Source organism: Plantactinospora veratri (genome assembly GCF_036421995.1).
GTDB lineage: Bacteria > Actinomycetota > Actinomycetes > Mycobacteriales > Micromonosporaceae > Plantactinospora > Plantactinospora veratri.
On record NZ_JAZGQL010000014.1, the window covers coordinates 250,616 to 270,172 of the forward strand.

Sequence of the window (19,557 nt, forward strand, 5' to 3'; positions counted from 1 at the left end):
GTGAAAGGCGCGGCGGGCGGAACGGCGCAACGGAGACGCACCAACCCAGCACGGCCACGATCGCGACCATCAGCACCCGGTCGAGCACGGCGTACCCGACGGCGAACATCCCCACCAGAACCGCCGCGGCACCGGCCGCGAGCATCAGGGCGAACCGAACCCTCCCACCCACGAACAGCTCCTTGGATCACGGCGGGCGGCGCTCGCGGGCGTCGCCCACTTCCCGGCGCCTCGGTCCGGGTGCCGTGCCGTGTCTCCATGCTCGCCCGCGCAGGCCAGCCCGGACAGGGTCGCGGCGCGCAGACACGGTCGGGGTCAAACTGCCGGTGGTCGGCAAGAAGACGAGGCGTGTGGTCCTCGGCAGCTCGCGGTCCGGGCGCACCGGGCACCGTCGCCGCGTTTCCTGACGCGCTGGCGAAGCGGCAGGCGAAGGTGTTCGGCACGGTGGATGGCTCCGACGACGGCCGGGGAACACCACGTACGTCCGCGCTCGACCGGCGGGTTCGCCGTCCGGCGGGTACCCTCGGCGGGTGTTCTCGGCTCAAGGCCCGTCTCTGCGCGAACTCTGCGTCCAGGCGATGTCCTCGGTCGAGCGCGGCTACGACCTGCTGGCGCCGAAGTTCGACCACACCCCCTTCCGTACCTCGGCGCGCATTCTCGACGCGAGCGCCCACGCGCTGGCCGAACTCGGGCCGTTCGACGACGGGTTGGACGTCTGCTGCGGCACCGGTGCGGGCATGCTGGTGCTCGAGTCCCTCTGCCGAGGCAGGATCACCGGCCTCGACTTCAGTGCCGGCATGCTCGCGCAGGCCCGGAACGCGCATCCGGACGCCTCATGGGTTCGCGCCGACGCCCGGGCGCTGCCTTTCGCCGAGGGCTTCGACCTCGCGGTCAACTTCGGCGCGCTCGGGCACTTCCTGCCTGCCGAACGGCCCGCCCTCTTCGCGGGGGTGTACCGCGCACTGCGGCCCGGCGGGCTCTTCACCTTCGCGATCAGCACACCGTCGCCGCCGACCTCGGTCTGGCACTGGGCCACGCTCGGATTCGACCTGGCGATGCGGGTCCGCAACGCCGTCTGGCGTCCTCCGTTCGTCATGTACTACCGCACCACACCGCTGCGCGCACTCCACGACGACCTGACGGCGGCCGGCTTCAGCACGACCACCGTCCCGCTGGCCGCCCTGGGGCAGCACCGCAACGGCAGTCCCCGGTACCACCTCTTCCTGGCGCGGAAGCCCGCGGACCCGCGCTGACGCCCGCCGCGCCTCGCGGTGCCGACTCCGCTCCCCCAGCTCGTGGGCGGTTACCGCCGCATCGCGCGGATGATGTTCGGCGCGCCGGGAGTGGGGTAATGGGACAGGCGTTCGAGAAGAGGGGATGAGCACCGTGACCGATCACAATCCGGCGAAGGACCCCGAGCAGTGGGTGACCGGCGACGAGCCGCCGACCGGACCGCAGGAGTCGTACCTGGCCACCCTGGCCCGCGAGGCCGGCCGGGACGTACCGGACAACCTGACGAAGGCGGAGGCATCGCAGCTCATCGACGAGTTGCAGGAGCAGACCGGCCGGGGCAGCCGATCCTGACCTCGCCGGCCCGACCGTTCGTCGCAGGTGGGCCCGGACGGGCTCGACCCGTCCGGGCCCGCCGACCTGCGCTGGCGCGGCTGACCAGTGCCGGCAGGGACCGGTAACTGCTAGATCAAGATCGAGCCGGAACGATACCAACAGGACGAATGCGTTGGTACTGTGCGGCAGTGTCTCCCCCGCTAGCTGCCGAACGCGCCCGGACCGGCGCCACCGCGGATCCCCCCGCACCCACGCGCGGCCGGCCACGACGTGAGGCGTCGCTCTCCTGGCTGCTGTTACTGCCATCGGTCGTGGTCTTCGGACTGTTCATCTTCTGGCCCCTGGCCCGCACCTTCTACCTCTCCGCCCACGGCAACGACATCTTCGGTGCGCCGAGTGCCTTTGTCGGCCTCGACCACTACACCGAGATGTTGTCGGGCGAGTTCGGCGAGGTCCTGGCCACGACGGCGTTGTTCACGCTGATCAGCGTGCTGCCCGCGGTGGTCGGCGCGCTTGTCGTGGTGTTGCTGCTGGAGGCGCGGCTGCGCGGCGTACGGGTGCTGCGAACCGCCTTCGCCCTCCCGTTCGCGTTCTCCGTGGCGACCGCGTCGGTGGTCTTCGCCGTCATCTACAACCCGGCGATCGGGATCGCGAACGGCCTGCTCGGGGCGGTCGGGATCGACCGGGTCAACTGGCTCACCGATCCGTCCATCGCGCTGCCCGCGGTCGGTCTGGCCACGGTCTGGATGAACCTCGGCTACAACGTGCTGGTGCTCTCCGCCGGGGTCGCGGCGATCCCGCCCGAGGTGGTGGAGGCGGCCCGGCTCGACGGCGCCACCGGCTGGCGGCTGGCCACCGGCATCACCATCCCGCTGCTCTCCCCGCAACTGTTCTTCCTGGTCGTGGTCTCCACGATCCACGCGTTGCAGAGCTTCGGTCAGATCCACATCCTGACCAAGGGCGGCCCGGACGACGCGACCACCACCCTGGTCTACTCGATCTACGAGCGGGCCTTCGCGTTCGGGTCGTCCGACTTCGGCGGGGCGAGCGCCCAGGCGGTGGTACTGCTGGTGATCATGCTGATCTGCACGGCGATCCAGTTCGGCATCCTGGAGCGGCGGGTGCACTACCGATGAGAAAACCGAACCCCGGCCGGATCGTCGTCTACGTCGTCCTCGGGCTGGCGCTGATCCCGGTGCTCTTCCCGGTCTACTACGCGTTCGCCGGTGCCGTGATGGGCCCCGGTGACCTGGCCAGCTATCCGCCGGCGCTGGTGCCGAGCGCCCTGCACTGGGCGAACTTCGGCGACGTCTTCCGCTCGGTGCCGCTGGGCCGGTTCTACCTCAACTCCGCCGTACAGGCCGGCGTGATCACCCTCGCCCAGGTGGTGACCAGCATCCTGGCCGCGTACGCCTTCGCGTTCCTGCGGATGCCGGCGAAGGCCGCGACCTTCGGTCTCTTCCTGGCCACCCTGATGGTGCCCTGGGAAGCGATCATCATCCCGAACTACCTGGCGATCTCGGACTGGGGGCTGACCCGGGGCGGGTTGACCTACCTCGGGCTGGTCCTGCCGTTCCTCGCCTCGGCGTTCGGCACCTTCCTGCTGCGCCAGGCGTTCCTCCAGTTCCCGTCCGAGCTGCGGGACGCGGCGGTGATCGACGGCTGCGGCCACTGGCGACTACTGTGGCGGGTGGTCGTACCGCTGTCCAAGCCGTCGATCGCCGCGGTCGGGGTCTACGTCTTCCTCTCCGCCTGGAACCAGTACTTCTGGCCGTTGATCCTGATCCGGGACGCCGAGTTCCAGACCCTCCAGATCGGCATCTCGCAGCTCAACGACGCCGAGGCGGCCCAACCCGGTCTTGTCCTGGCCGGCGTCGCGCTCTCCCTGCTCCCCACGTTGGCCGTGGTCGTCTTCGGCCAGCGGTACATCGTGCGCGGACTCACCGCCGGCGCACTGCGGTAAACCCCCGACAAGGACCGTCGCATCTCTCAAAAGGAGTAGAAATGGCAAATTCGCGGCTACGCCGGACGGGTGTGGCGGCCGTCGCCCTGCTCGTCGCCACCGCGCTGGTCAGTGGGTGCGGCTCGGGCTCCGACGGAGGCGACTCGGCCGAGGCTCTGGACGCACCGGGCGCCGAGGCGCTCGACAATGCCGACGGCAAGACGACCGTCGAGTTCTGGCACGCCATGAAGGGCGCGAACGCCGCCGCGGTCGACAAGCTGGTCGCCGACTTCAACGCGCGCAGCGGCGGCAAGGTCGAGGTCAAGCCGGTCTTCCAGGGCAGCTACGACGAGACGATCGCCAAGTACAAGGCGTCGGTGCAGCAGAAGAACACCCCGGCCCTGGTCCAGGTCTACGACATCGGCAGCCGGTTCATGGTGGACTCCCGGCAGGTCGTCCCGATGTACAAGTTCATCGAGAAGGACGGCTTCGACACCGCCGACATCGAGCCGAACATCGCCAGCTACTACTCGGTCGAGGGCAAGCTCTGGTCGATGCCGTTCAACTCCTCGACCCCGCTGCTCTACCTGAACAAGGAGGCGTTCGAGCGGGCCCGGCTCGACCCGACCAAGCCGCCGAAGACCCTGGCCGAGATCGGCGAGATGGCCAAGCAGCTCACCGTCAAGGACAGCAGCGGCAAGACCACCCAGTACGGCTTCGGCGCCGCGATCTACGGCTGGCTGCTCGAACAACTCCTCGCCACCGACGGCAAGGAGTACTGCGACAACGGCAACGGGCGGGAGAAGCTCGCCACGAAGGTGCAGTTCGACCAGGCCACCGGGGTGCAGGTGGCGCAGTGGTGGGCTGACCTGGTACGCAACGGGTACGCGACGAACACCGGCCGGAAGACCGACGACGCCCAGGCGGCGTTCAAGGCCGGCACGGTCGCGATGCACCTCGAATCCACCAGCGTGCTGCGCGGCTATGTCGACGCCGCCAAGGGCCGGTTCACCGTCCTCACCGCGCCGTACCCGAAGGTCTCCGACGCCTCCGCCGGTGGCCCGATCATCGGTGGCGCCTCGCTCTGGATCAACGGTGTCGGGCACAGCGACGCCGAGAAGCGGGGAGCCTGGGAGTTCGTGAAGTTCGCCTCCGGCGCGGCGCAGCAGGCCCAGTGGCACACCGGGACCGGCTACGTGCCGATCAACCCGAAGGCCCTGGAGGAGCAGGTCGACAAGGACTGGGTGGCCCGGTACCCGCAGTTCCGGACCGCGGTCGACCAGTTGCACGCGCTCCCGCCGTCGGTCGCCTCCGCCGGCTGCCTGCTCGGGGTGATGCCGCAGGCGCGCAAGGCCTCCGAGGACGGCCTGGAGGCCGCGATCGTCGGCGCGAAGCCGGCCGAGCAGGCCTTGAAGGACGCCGCGGCGGGCGTCCAGCCGGAGATCGAGAGTTACAACAAGTCGGTCGGTTGAGTTCGGCGGCGGCAAAGGGCCCGCGGGCGGCCGTCGGGCAGGTCTCGCCCTGCTTCGACGGTCGTCCGGCCCGGCCGTCGCCCGACGATGGCCGATCTCCCGCCCGGCCGTCGACGGCGCGGCGAGCCGCCGACCGGACCTGTCGGGCAGGCGCGGCTCCGGGGTGGGTGTTCCGGGTCGACCCCGCGAAGTCCGGATACCAGCAGGTCAAGGAGTACGGAACCGGGCTGGGAATTCCCCCGACCCCGCTCGGTTTCGCATAGCGCGGACGGATGGTGGACGTACCGACCGAACCACCCCGGTCAGTCGCCCCGACTACCCCCGTGGTGGCCGAGGGCTTCGCGGTCGCCGGTCACCCGTCCGCGACGCGCGGCCGGCACGCCGGACAGGATCGGCCGCAGCCGGTGCCGCCGCCGGGCCCCGGCGGGTCGATGGTTCGCCACAGTCGGGAGCTGTCGTACCAGTGGTCGGTGAAGAGCAGTCGCAGTTGGCGACGGGTGAACGGGGCGGGGAGCCTCCGTTCGGCCTCGCCCAGGCTGATGCTGGTGCTGGGCAGTGGGCCGCTGGCATGGCGGGCGACCAGGTCCCGGACCCGTACCGGGCACGGGTCGGTGGCGTGGTAGACCTCGCCGGGCGTCAGCGGCGGGCCGGTGGCGGCGGTGGCGATGACCGCGCCGAGGTGCTCGACCCGGATGGTGGAGAGCCAGGCCCGGCCCTCGTCGACCCAGCAGCCCAACGCCCGCACCAGGTCGAGCAGCGTCGGCAGGAACCAGGTGTCGCCCGGACCGGTGACGAACATGGGACGGAGCACGACGCCGCCCGCGGCGCGTACCAGCCGTTCGGCGTCGTACCGGGAGCGGCTGGTCGGGGAAACCGGCCGAGGGTCGAGCTGGTCCTCGGTCGGGCCCCGGTGCACCCCGTCGCCGTAGACCGCGGCGGTGCTCAGGGCGACGATCCGGCGTACCCCGGCGCGACGTGCCTCCGCGAGCAGCGCCGCCGTGCCGTGATGGTTGACCAGCTGACAGGTCGCCTCGTCGCCGCCGATCCGGGCCGCCAGGTGCACGACGGTCTCCACCTCGTCGCAGATGCCGCGCAGCGACGAGGGTTGCCCGAGGTCGGCGGGTACCAGCCGCACTCCGTCGCCGCCCACGGTCTCGGGTGAACGGCGGTGCACGAGGAGGTGGACGCGCCGGCCTTCCACGGCCGGGAGCAGCACGCGCAACGTGGCGGCGCCGACGAAGCCGGTACCACCGGTGAGCAGGATGCCGCCACTCACCAGGGCCACCCGACCGCTTGGACCGCGAGGGCCTGGACGATCAGGCCGAGGTAGAACCAGGCCAGGAATCCCCGTGCCGGCGCGGCCGGCCAGACCGGTACGGACCGGGAGAGGAAGCGCTCGCCGCCGACCCACAGGAAGCCCCCGGCGGAGAGCGGGAACCATGCCGCGAACGCCGCGAGACCCTCGGCCCGCCAGGGTCGGAACATCACCAGGGCGATCACCACCGCCCCGAGTGCCGAGCCGATCGCCAGACCCGCGCTGCCGCGCGCGCCGACGACGTTGGAGTAGTAGTTCGGTTCGTCCCGAGGGGTCCAACTGGTCTTCCGGGCGAACTCGAAGTGCAGGAAGACGGCGGCGAACATCACCAGCACCGGCACGGCGTGCCAGGTCGGTGCGGCATCGGCGCGGATCAACAGGGCCAGCCAGATGTAGCAACTCACCATCAGTTGACCCGGATAGCTGACCAGCAGGTTGAGGAAGAGCCGCGCGCTGGCCCGGGGCGCCGCGCGTTCCCACCCGACGAGCAGACAGACGTAGCCGAGGTTGAGCAGCGACCAGCCGGCGAGCCAGGGGGATATCGCCAGGTTGACGGCGACGACGACCAGTCCGCAGGCCGCCGTCGCCGCACGCACCTCCCCGAGCCGTACCGCGCCTCGGGGCAGCGGCCGGTCCGGGTGGTGCTCACGGTCGTAGGCCAGGTCCTTCTGCTCGTCGACGATCCGGATGAACAGCAGCGTCAGGAGCACCGAGGCGATCTCCACCAGGAGGTACGGGCTGAGCTGCCAACGCCGGATGTTCGGCTGGACCAGCGAGATCGAGCCGTCGAGGGCGAGGACCCAGAGCAGCGCGTACGTGCCGTAGACGCGCAGCGGGAAGCGTTCCCGCGCGAAGCCCAGCAGCCGGCCCGCCGGCCCCGTCCTGCCTGCCGTGATGTCCCCCGCCATGCCTGCTGTCATGCCTCCTCCAGAAGCGTCACCGTGCCCTCGGCGCCATCGATCTCGATGGCGGCGCCGTCAGGAATCCGGTCCGTCGCGCCGGGCACCGACACGACGGTCGGGATGCCGAACTTGCGACCGGTGATGGCCGTGTGCGAGAGCATGGTGCCGCGCTCGACCACGATGCCCCGGGCCGACATCATCAGGAAGAGCCATCCGGGGTCGGTCTCCCGGGCGATCAGGATCATGTCGTCGCACGGATCCACCCGGGCGTGCGGGTCCCGGACGACCCGGGCGGTGCCCCGGACCTTGCCACTGCTGGATCCCAGGCCGCGCAACTGCGACCGACCGCCGTCGCCGTCGCCATCGACCGGAGTCGGGTCACGGTCAGGATCGGGCCAGGTGTCCCGCACCGGCCCCATGGTGGCGAAGTGCATCGGCAGTTCCCGGTCCGAACGGTCGTACTCGGCCCGGCGCACCGCGACGAGTGCACCGAGTTGGTCGGTCGGCCCGGTGCCGTCGAAGTACCCGAAGATCTCGTCCTGGGTCAGGTGGACGACGTCGCCCGGGTTCGCGAGCACCCCCCGGGCGGCCAGGGCGTCGCCCAGCGCCGAGAAGGTGCGTTTGGCGAAGCCGAACAGCTCGCTGCGGGAGTACCGCGAGTCCTCCCGGTACCGGATGTAGCGGCGCTGGCGGGCCAGTAGCACCGCGAGGACCAACCGCCGGGGCGACCCGGTTCCGAGGAGTTCGGCGAGGCGACGGTCGCCCCGGTCACGGGCGGCGCGCTCGGCGTCCCGCAGCCCGGCGACCGTCATGCTCTGTTCCGCGTACGACCGGATGACCCGGACCAGCTGCTCGGGCCGCTGCCGGGGGTTGGCCTGCTCCAGCTTCAGTTCGTGCAGTCCCCGGTCGCCGTAGCGCTCGACGTGCTCGTGCAGCCGGAGCGCGAGCGCGTCACCGTACGCGCCGCCGGCCATCGCACGCCACACCTTGTCGTCCGGGCCGTGGGCGACCGCCGCCGCCAACCGTGGATCCACCCGGACCCGCTCGGCAATGTCGACAATGGAGAGCAGCGCCCGCATGCTCTGGTTCTCCTCGTCGCCGCAGAGCAGGTCACTGAGCAGCCCGGGGTCGGCGTCCGGCAACCAGCGCGCGAAGAGTGCCGCCGTCGCACCGGCGGTGCTGGTCAACAGGAGATCGTTGACCAGCGTCCTGCCCCAGTGCCGACCCACCTCCGCCCAGACGTGGTGGAAGTCGTCGATCAGCCCGAGCGGGTCGGTGGAGTCGAGTGGGTGGCCCCGGCGCGGGCCGGCGATTCCGGCCCACCAGCGCCCGAAGTCGCGCATCGCCCGGTCGTGGGTCACCGCGAGTCCGGCCAGCCGCACCCCGGCCGCCACCGACCGGTAGATGCCGGTCGGGGTACGGGCGAGCCGGTCGCGCCGGGCGTCCGGTGCCGTCCGCTCCAGGCCCATCATCCGCTCCCAGGCCGCCCGCCAGACGGGGAAGAGCGCGGTACTGCGGTGCAGGCGGTACCAGGCGGAGAGCGAGTAGTAGATGCGGCCCCGCAGCCGCCCGACCATCCGGTCGAGGTCGGGCTCGCGGCGGCGAAGCTCGGCGTCGCTCACCCCGAACCGCCGGTAGAGGTCGGTGAAGATGACCCGGTAGAACCGCTGCGCGAACGAGTACGTCAGGACAGTGCTGACCCCGGGGAAGCTCTCGGTGATGTTCGCGTTGCTCCAGAGTCGCTGCCGCGCCCAGTCGAGCACGATCGGCCGGCTCTGCAACACGTGCACCCGGCCGTCCGCGGTGATCGTCCCTTCGATGTCCTGTGGTACGCCGAAGATCTCCTCGATGCGGTGGCCCAGCCGGACCAGTTCGGACACCTCGCGCCCGCGCAGCACCGGGCCGGGCGCTTCGGCGCGTTCGGCGACGTGCGACCGGACGTCACCGGTGGCCCGGTCGACGAAGTAGTGGTCGACCGGCACCTTCTCCTGGACGATCCCCTCGCCGATGCCCTGTCCCGCCGCGATGACGGTGTCCCGGGTGCCGAGGCGTGGGTCGGCGGTGAAGAGCACGAACGACCGCTCTCCGAACACCATGCGCTGGACGCCCACCGCCATGGCGACCGCCGGTCGACCGGTGCCGGCGGGTGCGGCCCGTCCGCCGGCCACGGCGTGCCGGTACAGCAGGCTCTCCGGGTTGAAGGCGGACGCCCAGCAGTGTCGGACCCGCTCCAGCAGCCGGTCCCGGGTGACGTAGAGGAAGCTGTCGCTGAGGCCGGCGAACGCGTCGTCGGTGGAGTCCTCGCTGTCGCCCGGCTCTGCCCCGACCGCTGACGCCCGTACCGCGACGACGGCGTCCGGGCCGAAGGTGGTGTCGAAGGTGCGGAGTATCGCGGCGGCGAGGTCGGCGGGGATCGCGGCGTCGCCGACCAGGCTCCGCAGCGCGGCGGCGTGCTCGGCCAGGCTGGCCGGGTCGGAGTAGTCGATCCGGCCCAGGCGGTCGGCGATCTCCGGCTGGTGCGGACGCAGGATCTCGGTGTAGCAGCGGGTGGAGAGGCAGAAGAACGGGGGGACGGGCAGACCCTGTGCGGCCATCTCGGCCTGGCGGGCGAACTTCGGCCCGACTGCCGGCACGGCACGCAGGTGTCGTCCGGTGACGATCCGGCGCATCGGCCTCACCACACGAACGGCACGAGGCGGCGCAGGCCGGCGGCGTACCCCGCGTATTCGGTGGTGGCGAAGAGCAGCCGCTCCTCGACCAGGATCCGCACCACCACCGCCGGTGCCAGAAGTACGACCAGGGCGGCGGCGCTGGCGTTGTTGAGGAAGAACAACACGAATGCCAGGTGCGCCAGCAGCATTCCGGCGTAGGCGGGGTGCCGGACGAGGCGGTACGGGCCGGCGCGCACGATCTGGTGGTCGGTGACGGTGCGGACCTTGTGGCTGTAGAAGCGGCCGAGTGTCCGGATCGCCCACAGCCGGAGGGCGACCCCGCCGACGAACGGCACGAGCAGCAGCGGCATCCAGGGCCGGTACGCCTCCCAGGTGGGCGGGATCAGCAGCGCGGTCAGCACGAGGACGACCCGGGCGAGCCCGTAGAGCAGAACGGTGCCACGGTCGGTCGTCCGGGGGTCCTCCCGGGCGCTGCGGATCGTGACGTTGGCCTCCAGGACCAGCCAGATCAGATATCCCGCCAGGAAGAGCACCGCCACCCGGTACTGCGGCGACGACCACCGGGTGAGCGCGTGTACCAGGGCCAGGATGGTGGTGAGGCCGATGACGCCGAGCGCGATGACCGGAAAGCGGCGTAGGGCGCCCTTCATCGGACCACCTCGGCCGGCGTCCGGAGGATGTCGTCGAGAAGCTCGTTGGCCATCCGCTTCTCGATCGCGGTGAACGACGTCGCGTTCATCGCGCTGAACTTCATGGTGCACTGGGCCGCGCGGGTGCCGTTCTGCATGATGTCGACGCTGACGTCGAACCGGAGGCGGTCCGGTCGCCGCGCGTCCAGCCGGTCGACCGTGTAGAGCACCGTAGCGTCGACCGGGAAGAGGAACCGGTCGAACCGGGTGGTCCAGGAGTGCAGCAGGTACTGCAGACCCGGGCCCGACGGGTCGGTGGCGTAGAACCCCTCCGTCACGGCGAGGATCATCTGCCGGGCCGCCTCGTTGATCACCATCCCGGAGATGTGCCAGCCGCTGACGTGGTCGAGCACCAGTTCGTTGTCCACGTCGATGGAGAGTCGGGCCCGGAACCGCTCCGGCTCGATCCGTTCCACGTCGGCGAGCAGGACGTTCTCCTGTCGCCGCTTGTGCACCCGGGACCGGTGCACCACGTCCTGGTGCTGGTTCGCGATGGTGATCCGGGTGGTGAGGTCACGCAGGGACAGCTCCTGCTCGATCTTCTCCCTGGCGGCGCCGTTCAGGCACTGCCCGAGGAGAATCTGCCGTCGCTCCTGCGGGTCGTCGTATCGGCCGCTACGCAGTTCGGCGAGGAACTGGGACAGCCCACGGACGTCGGGACGGTCGATCGAGGTGGCGAAGCGGTCGCCGACCACCAGTATGCGCTGCATAGGATTCCCCCCTGATCTGTCCTGGAGCGCAGAAGATCCGCCAGCCGGAGCGGAGCGTCGTGGCCGGTGCCTTCAAAGGTGTCCCAGGTGCATGCCTCCACCGGCCGTAGCCTCATCCGGGTGCTGGCGCGGGCACGCCGCACCATCGCCTCCAAGGTCGTCTGCGACTGATGGTAGTCGATGCGTGACGAGCCGTCGAGTGTGGACGGTGCGTCACCCTGCTCCGGGGCGCTGCCGTGGAGCGGTCTGTCAGGGCGACGCTGTCGATAGAATTCGGGCCCATGGAGGGAACCCTCATACCCGGCGAGATCGGTTCGTCACTGCACGGCGTCAGAACCGGCGAGCGTACGGTGACGTTGACCTTCGACGACGGGCCGCGTAGCGGTGACACCGACCCGGTTCTCGCCGAACTCGCCCACGTCGGCGCGTACGCGACCTTCTTCACCCTCCTTGTCCGCGTCCGTCGCGAACGGCCGCTCCTCGCCGAGATCGTCGCCGCCGGGCACGAGGTCGCACTGCACGGCTTCGACCACCGTCGACTCACCCGCACCAACCCCGCGGTGGTGCCGGCGCTGCTGCGCGACGCCCGCGCCGAGCTGGAGGACCTTGCCGGACTGCCGGTGCGGTTCTTCCGCCCTCCCTACGGCGCGCAGAACACCCTCGTGTGGCAGGCGACCGTGGATGCCGGGCTGGTCCCGGTCGTGTGGCAACGGGAGTGCCGCGACTGGGACAGGGCCGCGCCCGATCTGGCGTTCGCGGAACTCGACCACCTCGAACCCGGCATGGTGGTGCTCGCGCACGACACCGTGGCGCTCCCGGACGACGGCGCCGAGCCCTTCGACGCGCCGGCCGTCGACCGGGGCGCGGTCACCGCCGCCATCATGTCCCGGATCGGCGCGCAGGATCTGGTCGCGACGTCGCTCGGGCGCGCGCTGGACACCGGCACCCCGGACTGGCGCGTCTGGCTCGACACACCTGCCGCGGCGGTACCGCTGGCTCCCGCCGCCGAGGTCGAGTAGGAACTCCAACCGACAGGTGTGGCCGGGCCAGAGTCAGGCAGGGTATGTGATGTTGACGGTGGCGCTGCTGCGCCGGCTGCCCTCGACGAGTTGGTAGGTGAACCTGTCGGTGCGGCCGTGGTTCGGGTTGGGGCGGTAGATGATGCGCCGGTCGGAGAGGACCTGCACGGTGCCGTAACGCGGCGGGCTGGTGATGACGATCTCGGCGTACCGGCTGGTGTAGTCGTTGGCGAGTACGTCGATCGTGATCGCCTTGGTACTGGTCAGCCGAAGGGTGTCGGTGTTCGCGTCGGGTGATCGGACCAGTACCCCGGCCATGTTCAGGGCGTCGTTGATGAAGTAGTTGACCTCGCCGGTGATGCGGTTCGTGGTCTGTACGTCGGGATATCGGTCGCCGTTGGCGTGCACCACCTTGGCGGCCCAGCTCGTCCGGCCGGTCGGGTCGCTCTGGAGTTGCTGGATGGAACCGTTCTGGCGGATCCGCAGCACCCCGTTGCTGTGGTCGGTGCAGCCGTTGGTGTAGGAGACGAGGGTGCCGTCAGTGCCGTCGCGGTTCCAGTCGGCCAGTCGCACGGTCGGGGTGTCGAGGGAGCAGTAGTCGATCGGGCCGGGCACCACCGAGGTGCCGGTGATGATGAAGTTCTGCACCCCGCCGGGACCTACGGTGTAGGGGCTGTACCGGCCGTTGTCGCTGAACCTGCCGCTGCCCATGAAGACCGGCTGGACGATGTGCGAGTTGTAGCTCGCCGACGGGGTGAAGGTGGGGGGCTGGAGCACCACCAGGGTGAAGTTCGCCGGGGGTGGTGGGCCGGGAGTCCAGCCGACCCAGATCTCGTCCTCCGGGTCGGCGTCCAGGTTGACCGACACCCCGATGTCGGGGCAGTCGGTGTAGACCGTGCCACCGCCGGGTTTCAGGTAGGTGTAGGCGACCGGCGGCACATAGATTCCGGGTGCGCTGCCGTAGGAGACGATCGTCGAGCAGAGGCTCGGCTCCACCACGCCGAGGACGGCCGAGTCGACCAGACCGTCGTTGTTGAAGTTGCCGTACAGGAGCGCGCCGCGTGCACCGGCCTGGGCTGCGGGCGGGACCGCGCCCAGCGCGGCCACGATGACCGTCGCGACGATCGGGACAAGACGTTTGACTGACATGGCGATTCCCTAGTTGCGGCGTTGTCGGTCGTCGCTCCGGTCTTACAGACGTTAGGCCATGTCACAGAGCGTGCCCCTTCACTAGCGGTGATCTGACAGACACACTGCGTGTATTACTGTAGGTGTCGTGCCTCGCGGGCCCGCGAACCCGGCCGCCAGGTCCGATCCCGGGTACGCCGGCATCGACGACGAACCCGGATACCCGAACCTAGCCGGGCCTCCTCCCCGACCCCGCCGTCGCCGTTGCGGTCGACCCCGCCTCGAACGCCGCACCCAGATCGCCGGTACGCATCGCCGGGACGAGCCGCCGCAGCGCGTCCACGGTCATCGGCGTCGGGTTGTTCGTGCGCGGGTACTCCGCGGCACACCGCTGCGCGATCCGGTCGTCCGCCTCCTCGCCGATGCCCAGCTCCGCGAGGGTGGTCGGCAGCTCCAGCCGACCGAGCAGGGCTCGTACCGCCTCCGCCGCGCCGACGAGGTCGTCGCCGCGTTCCGAGCTGAGTGCCCGGGCGAGGGTACGGGCACAGTCCGGCGCCAACCCGCCGGCGTTGAACGCGATGCAGTACGGCAACGCCAGCCCCGACGAGACGCCGTGCGGTACGGACCGCTCGTGCGCGATGCAGTACGCGAGCGAGTGCCCCAGCAGCACGCCCGCGTTGAGCGCCTGGCCCGACAGGTGCGACGCCCAGAGGCAGGCGGCCCGGGCCTCGACGTCACCGTGGCAGGCCGCCTCCAGGTTCCCGACCAGCAGGGCGATCGCCGCCCTGGCATGGTGCACGGTCATCGGCGAGCGGTCGGTGGACATCAGCGACTCGGCCGCGTGTGACAGGGCGTCCATCCCGGTGATCGCGACGATCCGTCCAGGTAGCCCGTCGAGCAGCGCCGGGTCGAGCACGACGGCCGTGCCGACGTACCCGGGGGTGGCCGAGATGCGTTTCGCCCCGGCCACCGTCACCATCGCCGCCCGGGTCGCCTCGGAGCCCGTACCGCAGGTCGTCGGCACCATGACGAGCGGGGCGACGCCGCCGGGCGGCGCCACCGGGCCGAGCCAGTCGGCGGCGCCGCCGTCGTTGTGCCGCAGCAGCGCGACCAGCTTGGCCGCGTCCAGCACGGAGCCGCCGCCGACCGCGACCACGACGTCCGCCCGGACCTCCCGGGCCCGCGCCGCCGCCCGGTCGATGCGGACGTCGTCCGGTTCGGCGCCGAACCCGCCGACGACCGTCACCCGGTACGCGGCATTCAGCGCGTCGAGCATCGGCCCGAGTAGTCCCGCGCCCGCGACGGCGTCGTCGACCGCGACGAACACCGAGGCGCCGTCGGGCAGGTGCAGCCGGGACGAGAGCACCCGGGCGGCCAGAGCGGAGCTGCCCCGGCCGCTGACCACGGTTGCCGGCGAGACGAACTCGGCGGTCGAGCCGCTCGCCGGTAGGAACACCGTCTCCATCAGGACTCCCCCAGTTCACCGGATCCGGCCGGTACGGCCCGGTCCGCCTCAGGCCGTACGCGGGCTTCCCGCGCCGGATCCGCCGCACCGGGACCCGGCGGCCGTGGCCGGCCGGCTCCGGAATACAGGTCGCCGATACTGTCCCGGTCGATGGCGCCGGTCGGGCCGTGCCAGACGATCCGCCCGCCGTTCAACACGTGCAGGTACGAGCAGGTGCGCTCGACGACCGAGAAGTTCTGTTCGACGAGGAGGACGGTGATGCCGCGTTCGTTCAGGGTGCGGATCGCCGCCACCAGCTCGGAGATGAGCTTCGGTGACAGCCCGGCCGTGGGCTCGTCGAGCAGCAGTACGTCACAGGTCGCCATGAGCCCACGGGAGACCGCGAGCATCTGGCGCTGGCCGCCGGAGAGGTTTCCCGCCGGATCGCCGAGCCGGTCCGCCAGTACCGGAAAGATCTCCAGCACCGACTCCCGCGCCTGCTCGTACGGGGTGGCCCGCCGGCCGGTGAGCCAGCAGAGCCGCAGGTTCTCGGCGACCGACAGTTCCAGGACGGCGGCCCGCTCCTGCGGCACCATCGCCAGACCGAGCCGGCGCCGCCGGGCCGGAGAGAGCCGGCTGGCGACCTGCCCACCGATCGACACCTCGCCGGTGGTCCGGACGAAACCGGCCGCGGCCAGCAACAGGGTCGACTTCCCGGCCCCGTTCGGGCCCAGCACACCCACCGCGCTGCCCCGCTCGACCCGGAGCGAGACGTCCTTCGCGGCGGCCACCGCGCCGTGGTAGGCGGAGAAGCCGGTCAACGCCAGCGCCGCCGGATGTTGGGTCGGATCGTCACTCATCTCGCCACCTCACCCAGGTACCGTTCGCGGACCTCGTGCGAGTCCAGGACCGTGGCCGCGTCCCCACGGGCGAACTCGGCCCCCTGGTCCATCGCCACCACGGTGTCGGCCAGCGACCGGACCAGTTCGAGGTTGTGCTCCACCAGCAGCGCGGCGACCGAGGCGGACCGCAGTTTGTCGATCTCGGCCGCCAGCCGCTGCTGCTCCACCGACGACAGCCCGGCGAACGGCTCGTCGAGCAGCAGCACCCGGGCGCCGGAGACCATCGCCCGGGCGATCTCGACGAGACGCTGCTCGCCGAGACTGAGTTCGCCCGGACTGTCCTGGGCGAGCCGGTCGAGCCCGAGCGCCGCGAGTGCGGTGACCGCGCGGTCGCGCCGGTCCCGGGCGCCCCGGGACAGCCCCGGCCCGCCGAGCATCTCGAACCACCGGCGGCGCACGTCGCCGGCGACCGAGCCCATGGCCACGTTCTGCCACACCGTCAGTTCCGGGATCAGCCGGGGTGTCTGGAAGGTACGCACGATGCCGAGCCGGCTGCGCTGCGGGGGCGACAGCCGGGTGAGGTCGACCACGTCGTCGCCGTACCGCACGGAGAGCGCCGACACCGTGACCGGCACGAACCCGGAGAGCCCGTTGATCGCGGTGCTCTTGCCCGCGCCGTTCGGCCCGATCAGGGCCAGGATCTCGCCGCCGGTGACGTCCAGGCTGAGCTGCGCGACCGCGACGACGCCGCCGAACCGCACGGTCATCTCGCGTACGGAGAGTCGAACGGTGTTCATCCGGTGCTTCCTCTCACCGCGTGGATTCGCCCGCCGACCCAGCTCACGAGCTGGCTGAGCCCACGCGGCATGAACAGCGCCACGAAGGCGAGTGCGACGCCGTAGAAGACCAGCCGGTACTCGGCCAGCGGCCGGAGCAGCTCGGGCAGGGTCACCACGACCACCGCACCGAGCACCGGCGCCCACCGCCAACCCCGGCCGCCGATGATGGCGATCGCGATCAGCCGGATGGAGGTCTCCAGCGACATCTGGTCCGGCCCGATGTAGTGCACGAGTTGGGCGAGGAACGCGCCCGCGATGGTGACCGGCACCGAGCTGATCATGAAGGCGAAGAGCCGTATCCAGGCCACCGACAGGCCGAGCGACTGGGACGCGGGTACATCGAACCGGGTGGCCAGCATCGCGGTCCCGAGTGGTGACTCCCGCAGGCTGCTCTGTAGGTAGTACGCGACGGCGAGCACCAGGCCGGACATCACCAGCACCTGGCCCGGACCGGCGAACCCCGGCACGGCGATCTGCTGGATGCCGCTGATCCCGGCGTACCCGCCGGTGAGCGGGGTCGCGTTCTGCACCACGACGACCGACAGCAGCCCGATGGCCAGGGTCGTGATGCCGAAGTAGTAGCCGACGACCCGCAACGTGACCAGCACGATGAGCGCCGCCACCAGCAGCGAGACGACGATCGGGACCAGCACCGCCAGCGCCACCGAACCGGACTCGGTCAGCCTCGCCCAGCCGTACGCGCCGATGGCGAAGAAGACGACGTGGCCGAGCGAGACCAGTCCGGTGTACCCGACGAGGATGTTCAGCCCGACCCCGGCCAGCGCGAAGATCGCGGTCATCGCCGCGATCTGGGCCTCGTGCGGGCCCAGCACCGCCGCGAGCGCGACCGCACCGGCGGCGATCGCCGCCGCCTCGCCGAGATGCACGCCCTGCCGGGTCGCGCGTGCCGCACCGCGTGCCGCCGCCATCAGACCACCCTCGCCTTGATGCCGCGGCCGGCCAGGATGCCCTGCGGCAGCACCAGCAGCACGGCCATGATGATCAGTGGTGCGATCGCCTGCCGGGCGGCGGTGTTCAGGTATCCCGCCGCGTAGTTCTCGGCGAGGCCGATGATCACGCCACCCACGACGGCGCCGTACGGGTGCCGGAGCCCACCGATCATCGCGGCGGCGAAACCGCTGATGGTCAGCGCCACACCCATGCTGGCGCTGACCAGCAGCACGGTGCCCAGCAGTACGCCCGCGAACACTCCGACGATGCCGGCGAAGACCCAGCCGACCACCGTCAGGCGGGCGACCTGCACACCGGAGAGCCGCGCGGCGTCCACGTCGGCCGACATGGCGCGCATCTGCAAGCCGATGTCGGTCTTGCGGTAGAAGACGAAGAAGGCAGCCATCAGCAGCCCGGCGGCGAGCAGGATCGCGAAGTAGTCGAACGAGATGCTGAACGACTCCAGCTTGACCGCCTGGGCGGTGACCGGGCTCGCCAGCCGGTACGTCTCGGAGCCCAGCACGTTGTTCGCGAGGTTCGCCAGTACCGTCGAGACGCCGATCGTGCCGACGATGATCAGGTCGATGTCCCGGCGCCGGGCCATCGCCGGCCGGACGAAGAGCAGCCCCAGCAGCACGCTGGCGACCAGGACCACCGCGACCGCCTCCAGGAACCCGCTGAGGTATCCCCCACCGGCGGTGGTGCGGACGGCGACGAAGAGCGCGGCGACCATGACGATGTCACCCTGGGCGAAGTTGAGCACTCCGGTGCCGTTGAACAGCGTCGAGATGCCGAGTGCCACCAGCGCGTAGCCGCAGCCGATGCAGAGCCCGATGATCGTGAAATAAAGTAGCTCAGTCATCTCCGGTGCGGTCAGACAGCGACCGTCTCTCCTGTCTTCCAGAGCCGGAACGCGAGGTCGTCTGCCTTGATCGGCGCCCGCTCGGTCAGGTTCCACGGCGACCTGCCACAGGCCAGACCCTCGATCGCGGTCGCCTTCGACAACCACTCCTGCACGGCCTGCCGGCTGGTGCCGCCCTGCTTGAACGCCCGGATCAACACCGTCATCGCGTCGTACGCGGTCGCGCCCTCGAAGGTCAGCGGGTCGTCCGGGTACGCCTTCGCCCAGGACTCGGCGAGGGCCCGGCTGGCCGGGGATTCGTCGCCCAGCGGCGTCATGAAGTAGAGGCCGTCGGCGTCCTTGCCGGCGATCTCGCCGACGGCGATGTCACCGGCGGCCACGTTGCCGACGATCGGCACGTTCCAGCCGATCTCCGCCTTGCCCTTGACCACGGCCGCGTACGGGGTGCCGAAGCTGAACATCGCCACGAAGTCGGGGTTCTTGCGCCGCAGCGAGACGAGTTGCGGGGCGAGGTTCGAGGCGGTCGGCTCGAACGTCTCGGACCCGACGATCTCCAGGTCGGACTCGCCGAGAATCGCGTCGAGCTGCTGCTTGGCCGAGGTGCCGTACGCCCCGGTGTCGGTGAAGATGCCGACCCGGCGGAAGTTGTTCCGGGCGGCGAAGTTGATGACGTTCCGGATCTGCTCCGAGTCCCGGGCGTTCACCTGGTACTGGAACGGATTCTTGATCGAGTTGCTGGCACCGAAGACGAACTCGGGCAGCCCGGCCGCCTCGACGGCGTTCGCCTGGGCGAGCGCGACCGGCGACGAGTGGGCCCCGAACATCGCGACCGCGCCGGCCTGGGCGAAGCGGGTCACCAGCGGTACCGCCTCGCTGGGGTTGTTCGCGTCGTCCTGGAAGTCGACCTTGACGGAGATGTCGCCGAGTTCGCCCGACTCCTCGGCCTGCTTCAGGCGCAGCTCGATGCCCTTGCGGTACAGGTTCCCGGTCCGGGACACCGCGCCGGAGAACGGCAGCGCGACGCCGACCAGTACCTCGCCGGACCCCGACTCCTCACCGGCGGCGGTGACGCTGCCGGAGTCGAGTGAGCAGGCCGAGAGGGCCCCGGCGGCGAGGACGAGGGCCAGGGTGGTACGTGTGCTCGCGGATATCCATCGTGGGGGTCGCCTGCGGTGGAACATCAGGTCTCCTATTCCGGCCGGCC

18 protein-coding genes are annotated in these 19,557 nt (G+C 70.7%); 6 read left to right on the forward strand and 12 right to left on the reverse strand.

Annotation, left to right across the window (positions count from 1 at the left end; genetic code table 11):
• Positions 1 to 530: 530 nt before the first annotated feature.
• The 5 genes from V1634_RS19870 (at position 531) to V1634_RS19890 (ending at position 4,980) form a co-directional block, all read left to right on the forward strand.
• Positions 531 to 1,253, forward strand: a complete 723-nt coding sequence (locus V1634_RS19870; protein ID WP_331209377.1) for a class I SAM-dependent methyltransferase — start codon at positions 531 to 533, stop codon at positions 1,251 to 1,253.
• Positions 1,254 to 1,377: 124 nt separating this feature from the next.
• Positions 1,378 to 1,584, forward strand: coding sequence for a DUF3072 domain-containing protein (locus V1634_RS19875; RefSeq protein ID WP_331209378.1), 207 nt, complete (start codon positions 1,378 to 1,380; stop codon positions 1,582 to 1,584).
• 293 nt (positions 1,585 to 1,877) lie between these two features.
• Positions 1,878 to 2,702, forward strand: coding sequence for a carbohydrate ABC transporter permease (locus V1634_RS19880; RefSeq protein WP_331209379.1), 825 nt, complete (start codon positions 1,878 to 1,880; stop codon positions 2,700 to 2,702).
• On the forward strand, positions 2,699 to 3,529 hold the full coding sequence (locus V1634_RS19885; protein WP_331209380.1) for a carbohydrate ABC transporter permease: 831 nt from the start codon (positions 2,699 to 2,701) through the stop codon (positions 3,527 to 3,529). Before V1634_RS19880 ends, V1634_RS19885 begins: the two co-directional genes overlap by 4 nt.
• A 41-nt stretch (positions 3,530 to 3,570) precedes the next feature.
• Entirely contained in the window at positions 3,571 to 4,980 is a 1,410-nt protein-coding gene (locus tag V1634_RS19890; RefSeq protein ID WP_331209381.1) for an ABC transporter substrate-binding protein, read from the forward strand.
• 352 nt (positions 4,981 to 5,332) lie between these two features.
• Here V1634_RS19890 and V1634_RS19895 read toward each other — a convergent pair whose 3' ends face one another.
• The 5 genes from V1634_RS19895 to V1634_RS19915 are packed head-to-tail and all read right to left on the reverse strand — an operon-like array spanning position 5,333 to position 11,268.
• Positions 5,333 to 6,256, reverse strand: coding sequence for an NAD-dependent epimerase/dehydratase family protein (locus V1634_RS19895; RefSeq protein WP_331209382.1), 924 nt, complete (start codon positions 6,254 to 6,256; stop codon positions 5,333 to 5,335).
• Positions 6,253 to 7,215 carry a UbiA prenyltransferase family protein gene (locus V1634_RS19900; protein ID WP_331209383.1) on the reverse strand — a complete coding sequence of 321 codons (963 nt, stop codon included), beginning with the start codon at positions 7,213 to 7,215 and terminating at the stop codon, positions 6,253 to 6,255. Before V1634_RS19900 ends, V1634_RS19895 begins: the two co-directional genes overlap by 4 nt.
• Positions 7,212 to 9,866 carry a PEP/pyruvate-binding domain-containing protein gene (locus tag V1634_RS19905; RefSeq protein ID WP_331209384.1) on the reverse strand — a complete coding sequence of 885 codons (2,655 nt, stop codon included), beginning with the start codon at positions 9,864 to 9,866 and terminating at the stop codon, positions 7,212 to 7,214. Before V1634_RS19905 ends, V1634_RS19900 begins: the two co-directional genes overlap by 4 nt.
• A 5-nt stretch (positions 9,867 to 9,871) precedes the next feature.
• Positions 9,872 to 10,519: a methyltransferase family protein gene (locus V1634_RS19910; protein ID WP_331209385.1), complete on the reverse strand. Its 648-nt coding sequence runs from the start codon at positions 10,517 to 10,519 to the stop codon at positions 9,872 to 9,874.
• Positions 10,516 to 11,268 (reverse strand): AfsA-related hotdog domain-containing protein, encoded by a 753-nt coding sequence (locus V1634_RS19915; protein WP_331209386.1) that lies wholly within the window; start codon positions 11,266 to 11,268, stop codon positions 10,516 to 10,518. The genes V1634_RS19910 and V1634_RS19915 overlap by 4 nt, the downstream gene beginning before the upstream one ends.
• Before the next feature lie 281 nt (positions 11,269 to 11,549).
• On the opposite strand from V1634_RS19915, the gene V1634_RS19920 reads away from it, so the two are divergent.
• Positions 11,550 to 12,287 (forward strand): polysaccharide deacetylase family protein, encoded by a 738-nt coding sequence (locus tag V1634_RS19920; RefSeq protein WP_331209387.1) that lies wholly within the window; start codon positions 11,550 to 11,552, stop codon positions 12,285 to 12,287.
• 33 nt (positions 12,288 to 12,320) lie between these two features.
• Here the strand turns inward: V1634_RS19920 and V1634_RS19925 are convergent, their stop codons facing one another.
• The 7 genes from V1634_RS19925 to V1634_RS19955 all read right to left on the reverse strand — a co-directional run bounded on the left by V1634_RS19925 (position 12,321) and on the right by V1634_RS19955 (position 19,534).
• On the reverse strand, positions 12,321 to 13,436 hold the full coding sequence (locus tag V1634_RS19925) for an Ig-like domain-containing protein (RefSeq protein WP_331209388.1): 1,116 nt from the start codon (positions 13,434 to 13,436) through the stop codon (positions 12,321 to 12,323).
• 208 nt (positions 13,437 to 13,644) lie between these two features.
• On the reverse strand, positions 13,645 to 14,880 hold the full coding sequence (locus V1634_RS19930; RefSeq protein WP_331209389.1) for an iron-containing alcohol dehydrogenase family protein: 1,236 nt from the start codon (positions 14,878 to 14,880) through the stop codon (positions 13,645 to 13,647).
• A complete protein-coding gene (locus V1634_RS19935; RefSeq protein WP_331209390.1) occupies positions 14,880 to 15,719 on the reverse strand; it encodes an ABC transporter ATP-binding protein in 840 nt (279 codons plus the stop codon). Before V1634_RS19935 ends, V1634_RS19930 begins: the two co-directional genes overlap by 1 nt.
• The gene (locus V1634_RS19940) at positions 15,716 to 16,498 is read right to left on the reverse strand and encodes an ABC transporter ATP-binding protein (RefSeq protein WP_331209391.1); all 783 of its coding nucleotides are present in this window, start codon (positions 16,496 to 16,498) and stop codon (positions 15,716 to 15,718) included. The genes V1634_RS19935 and V1634_RS19940 overlap by 4 nt, the downstream gene beginning before the upstream one ends.
• Complete coding sequence (locus V1634_RS19945) at positions 16,495 to 17,469, reverse strand: branched-chain amino acid ABC transporter permease (RefSeq protein WP_331209392.1); 975 nt, start codon at positions 17,467 to 17,469, stop codon at positions 16,495 to 16,497. The genes V1634_RS19940 and V1634_RS19945 overlap by 4 nt, the downstream gene beginning before the upstream one ends.
• Positions 17,469 to 18,353, reverse strand: coding sequence for a branched-chain amino acid ABC transporter permease (locus V1634_RS19950; RefSeq protein ID WP_331209393.1), 885 nt, complete (start codon positions 18,351 to 18,353; stop codon positions 17,469 to 17,471). Before V1634_RS19950 ends, V1634_RS19945 begins: the two co-directional genes overlap by 1 nt.
• A gap of 11 nt (positions 18,354 to 18,364) precedes the next feature.
• Complete coding sequence (locus V1634_RS19955; RefSeq protein ID WP_331209394.1) at positions 18,365 to 19,534, reverse strand: ABC transporter substrate-binding protein; 1,170 nt, start codon at positions 19,532 to 19,534, stop codon at positions 18,365 to 18,367.
• Positions 19,535 to 19,557: the final 23 nt, after the last annotated feature.

What these genes read in the sequence shown, in the direction of transcription:
- V1634_RS19910 (WP_331209385.1), bottom strand. Translation starts at nt 10,519, where the DNA reads ATGAAGGGCGCCCTACGCCGCTTTCCGGTCATCGCGCTCGGCGTCATC.
- V1634_RS19950 (WP_331209393.1), bottom strand. Translation starts at nt 18,353, where the DNA reads ATGACTGAGCTACTTTATTTCACGATCATCGGGCTCTGCATCGGCTGC.
- V1634_RS19875 (WP_331209378.1), top strand. Translation starts at nt 1,378, where the DNA reads ATGAGCACCGTGACCGATCACAATCCGGCGAAGGACCCCGAGCAGTGG.
- V1634_RS19940 (WP_331209391.1), bottom strand. Translation starts at nt 16,498, where the DNA reads ATGAACACCGTTCGACTCTCCGTACGCGAGATGACCGTGCGGTTCGGC.
- V1634_RS19945 (WP_331209392.1), bottom strand. Translation starts at nt 17,469, where the DNA reads ATGGCGGCGGCACGCGGTGCGGCACGCGCGACCCGGCAGGGCGTGCAT.
- V1634_RS19915 (WP_331209386.1), bottom strand. Translation starts at nt 11,268, where the DNA reads ATGCAGCGCATACTGGTGGTCGGCGACCGCTTCGCCACCTCGATCGAC.
- V1634_RS19935 (WP_331209390.1), bottom strand. Translation starts at nt 15,719, where the DNA reads ATGAGTGACGATCCGACCCAACATCCGGCGGCGCTGGCGTTGACCGGC.
- V1634_RS19920 (WP_331209387.1), top strand. Translation starts at nt 11,550, where the DNA reads ATGGAGGGAACCCTCATACCCGGCGAGATCGGTTCGTCACTGCACGGC.
- V1634_RS19955 (WP_331209394.1), bottom strand. Translation starts at nt 19,534, where the DNA reads ATGTTCCACCGCAGGCGACCCCCACGATGGATATCCGCGAGCACACGT.
- V1634_RS19900 (WP_331209383.1), bottom strand. Translation starts at nt 7,215, where the DNA reads ATGACAGCAGGCATGGCGGGGGACATCACGGCAGGCAGGACGGGGCCG.
- V1634_RS19885 (WP_331209380.1), top strand. Translation starts at nt 2,699, where the DNA reads ATGAGAAAACCGAACCCCGGCCGGATCGTCGTCTACGTCGTCCTCGGG.
- V1634_RS19890 (WP_331209381.1), top strand. Translation starts at nt 3,571, where the DNA reads ATGGCAAATTCGCGGCTACGCCGGACGGGTGTGGCGGCCGTCGCCCTG.
- V1634_RS19930 (WP_331209389.1), bottom strand. Translation starts at nt 14,880, where the DNA reads ATGGAGACGGTGTTCCTACCGGCGAGCGGCTCGACCGCCGAGTTCGTC.
- V1634_RS19905 (WP_331209384.1), bottom strand. Translation starts at nt 9,866, where the DNA reads ATGCGCCGGATCGTCACCGGACGACACCTGCGTGCCGTGCCGGCAGTC.
- V1634_RS19925 (WP_331209388.1), bottom strand. Translation starts at nt 13,436, where the DNA reads ATGTCAGTCAAACGTCTTGTCCCGATCGTCGCGACGGTCATCGTGGCC.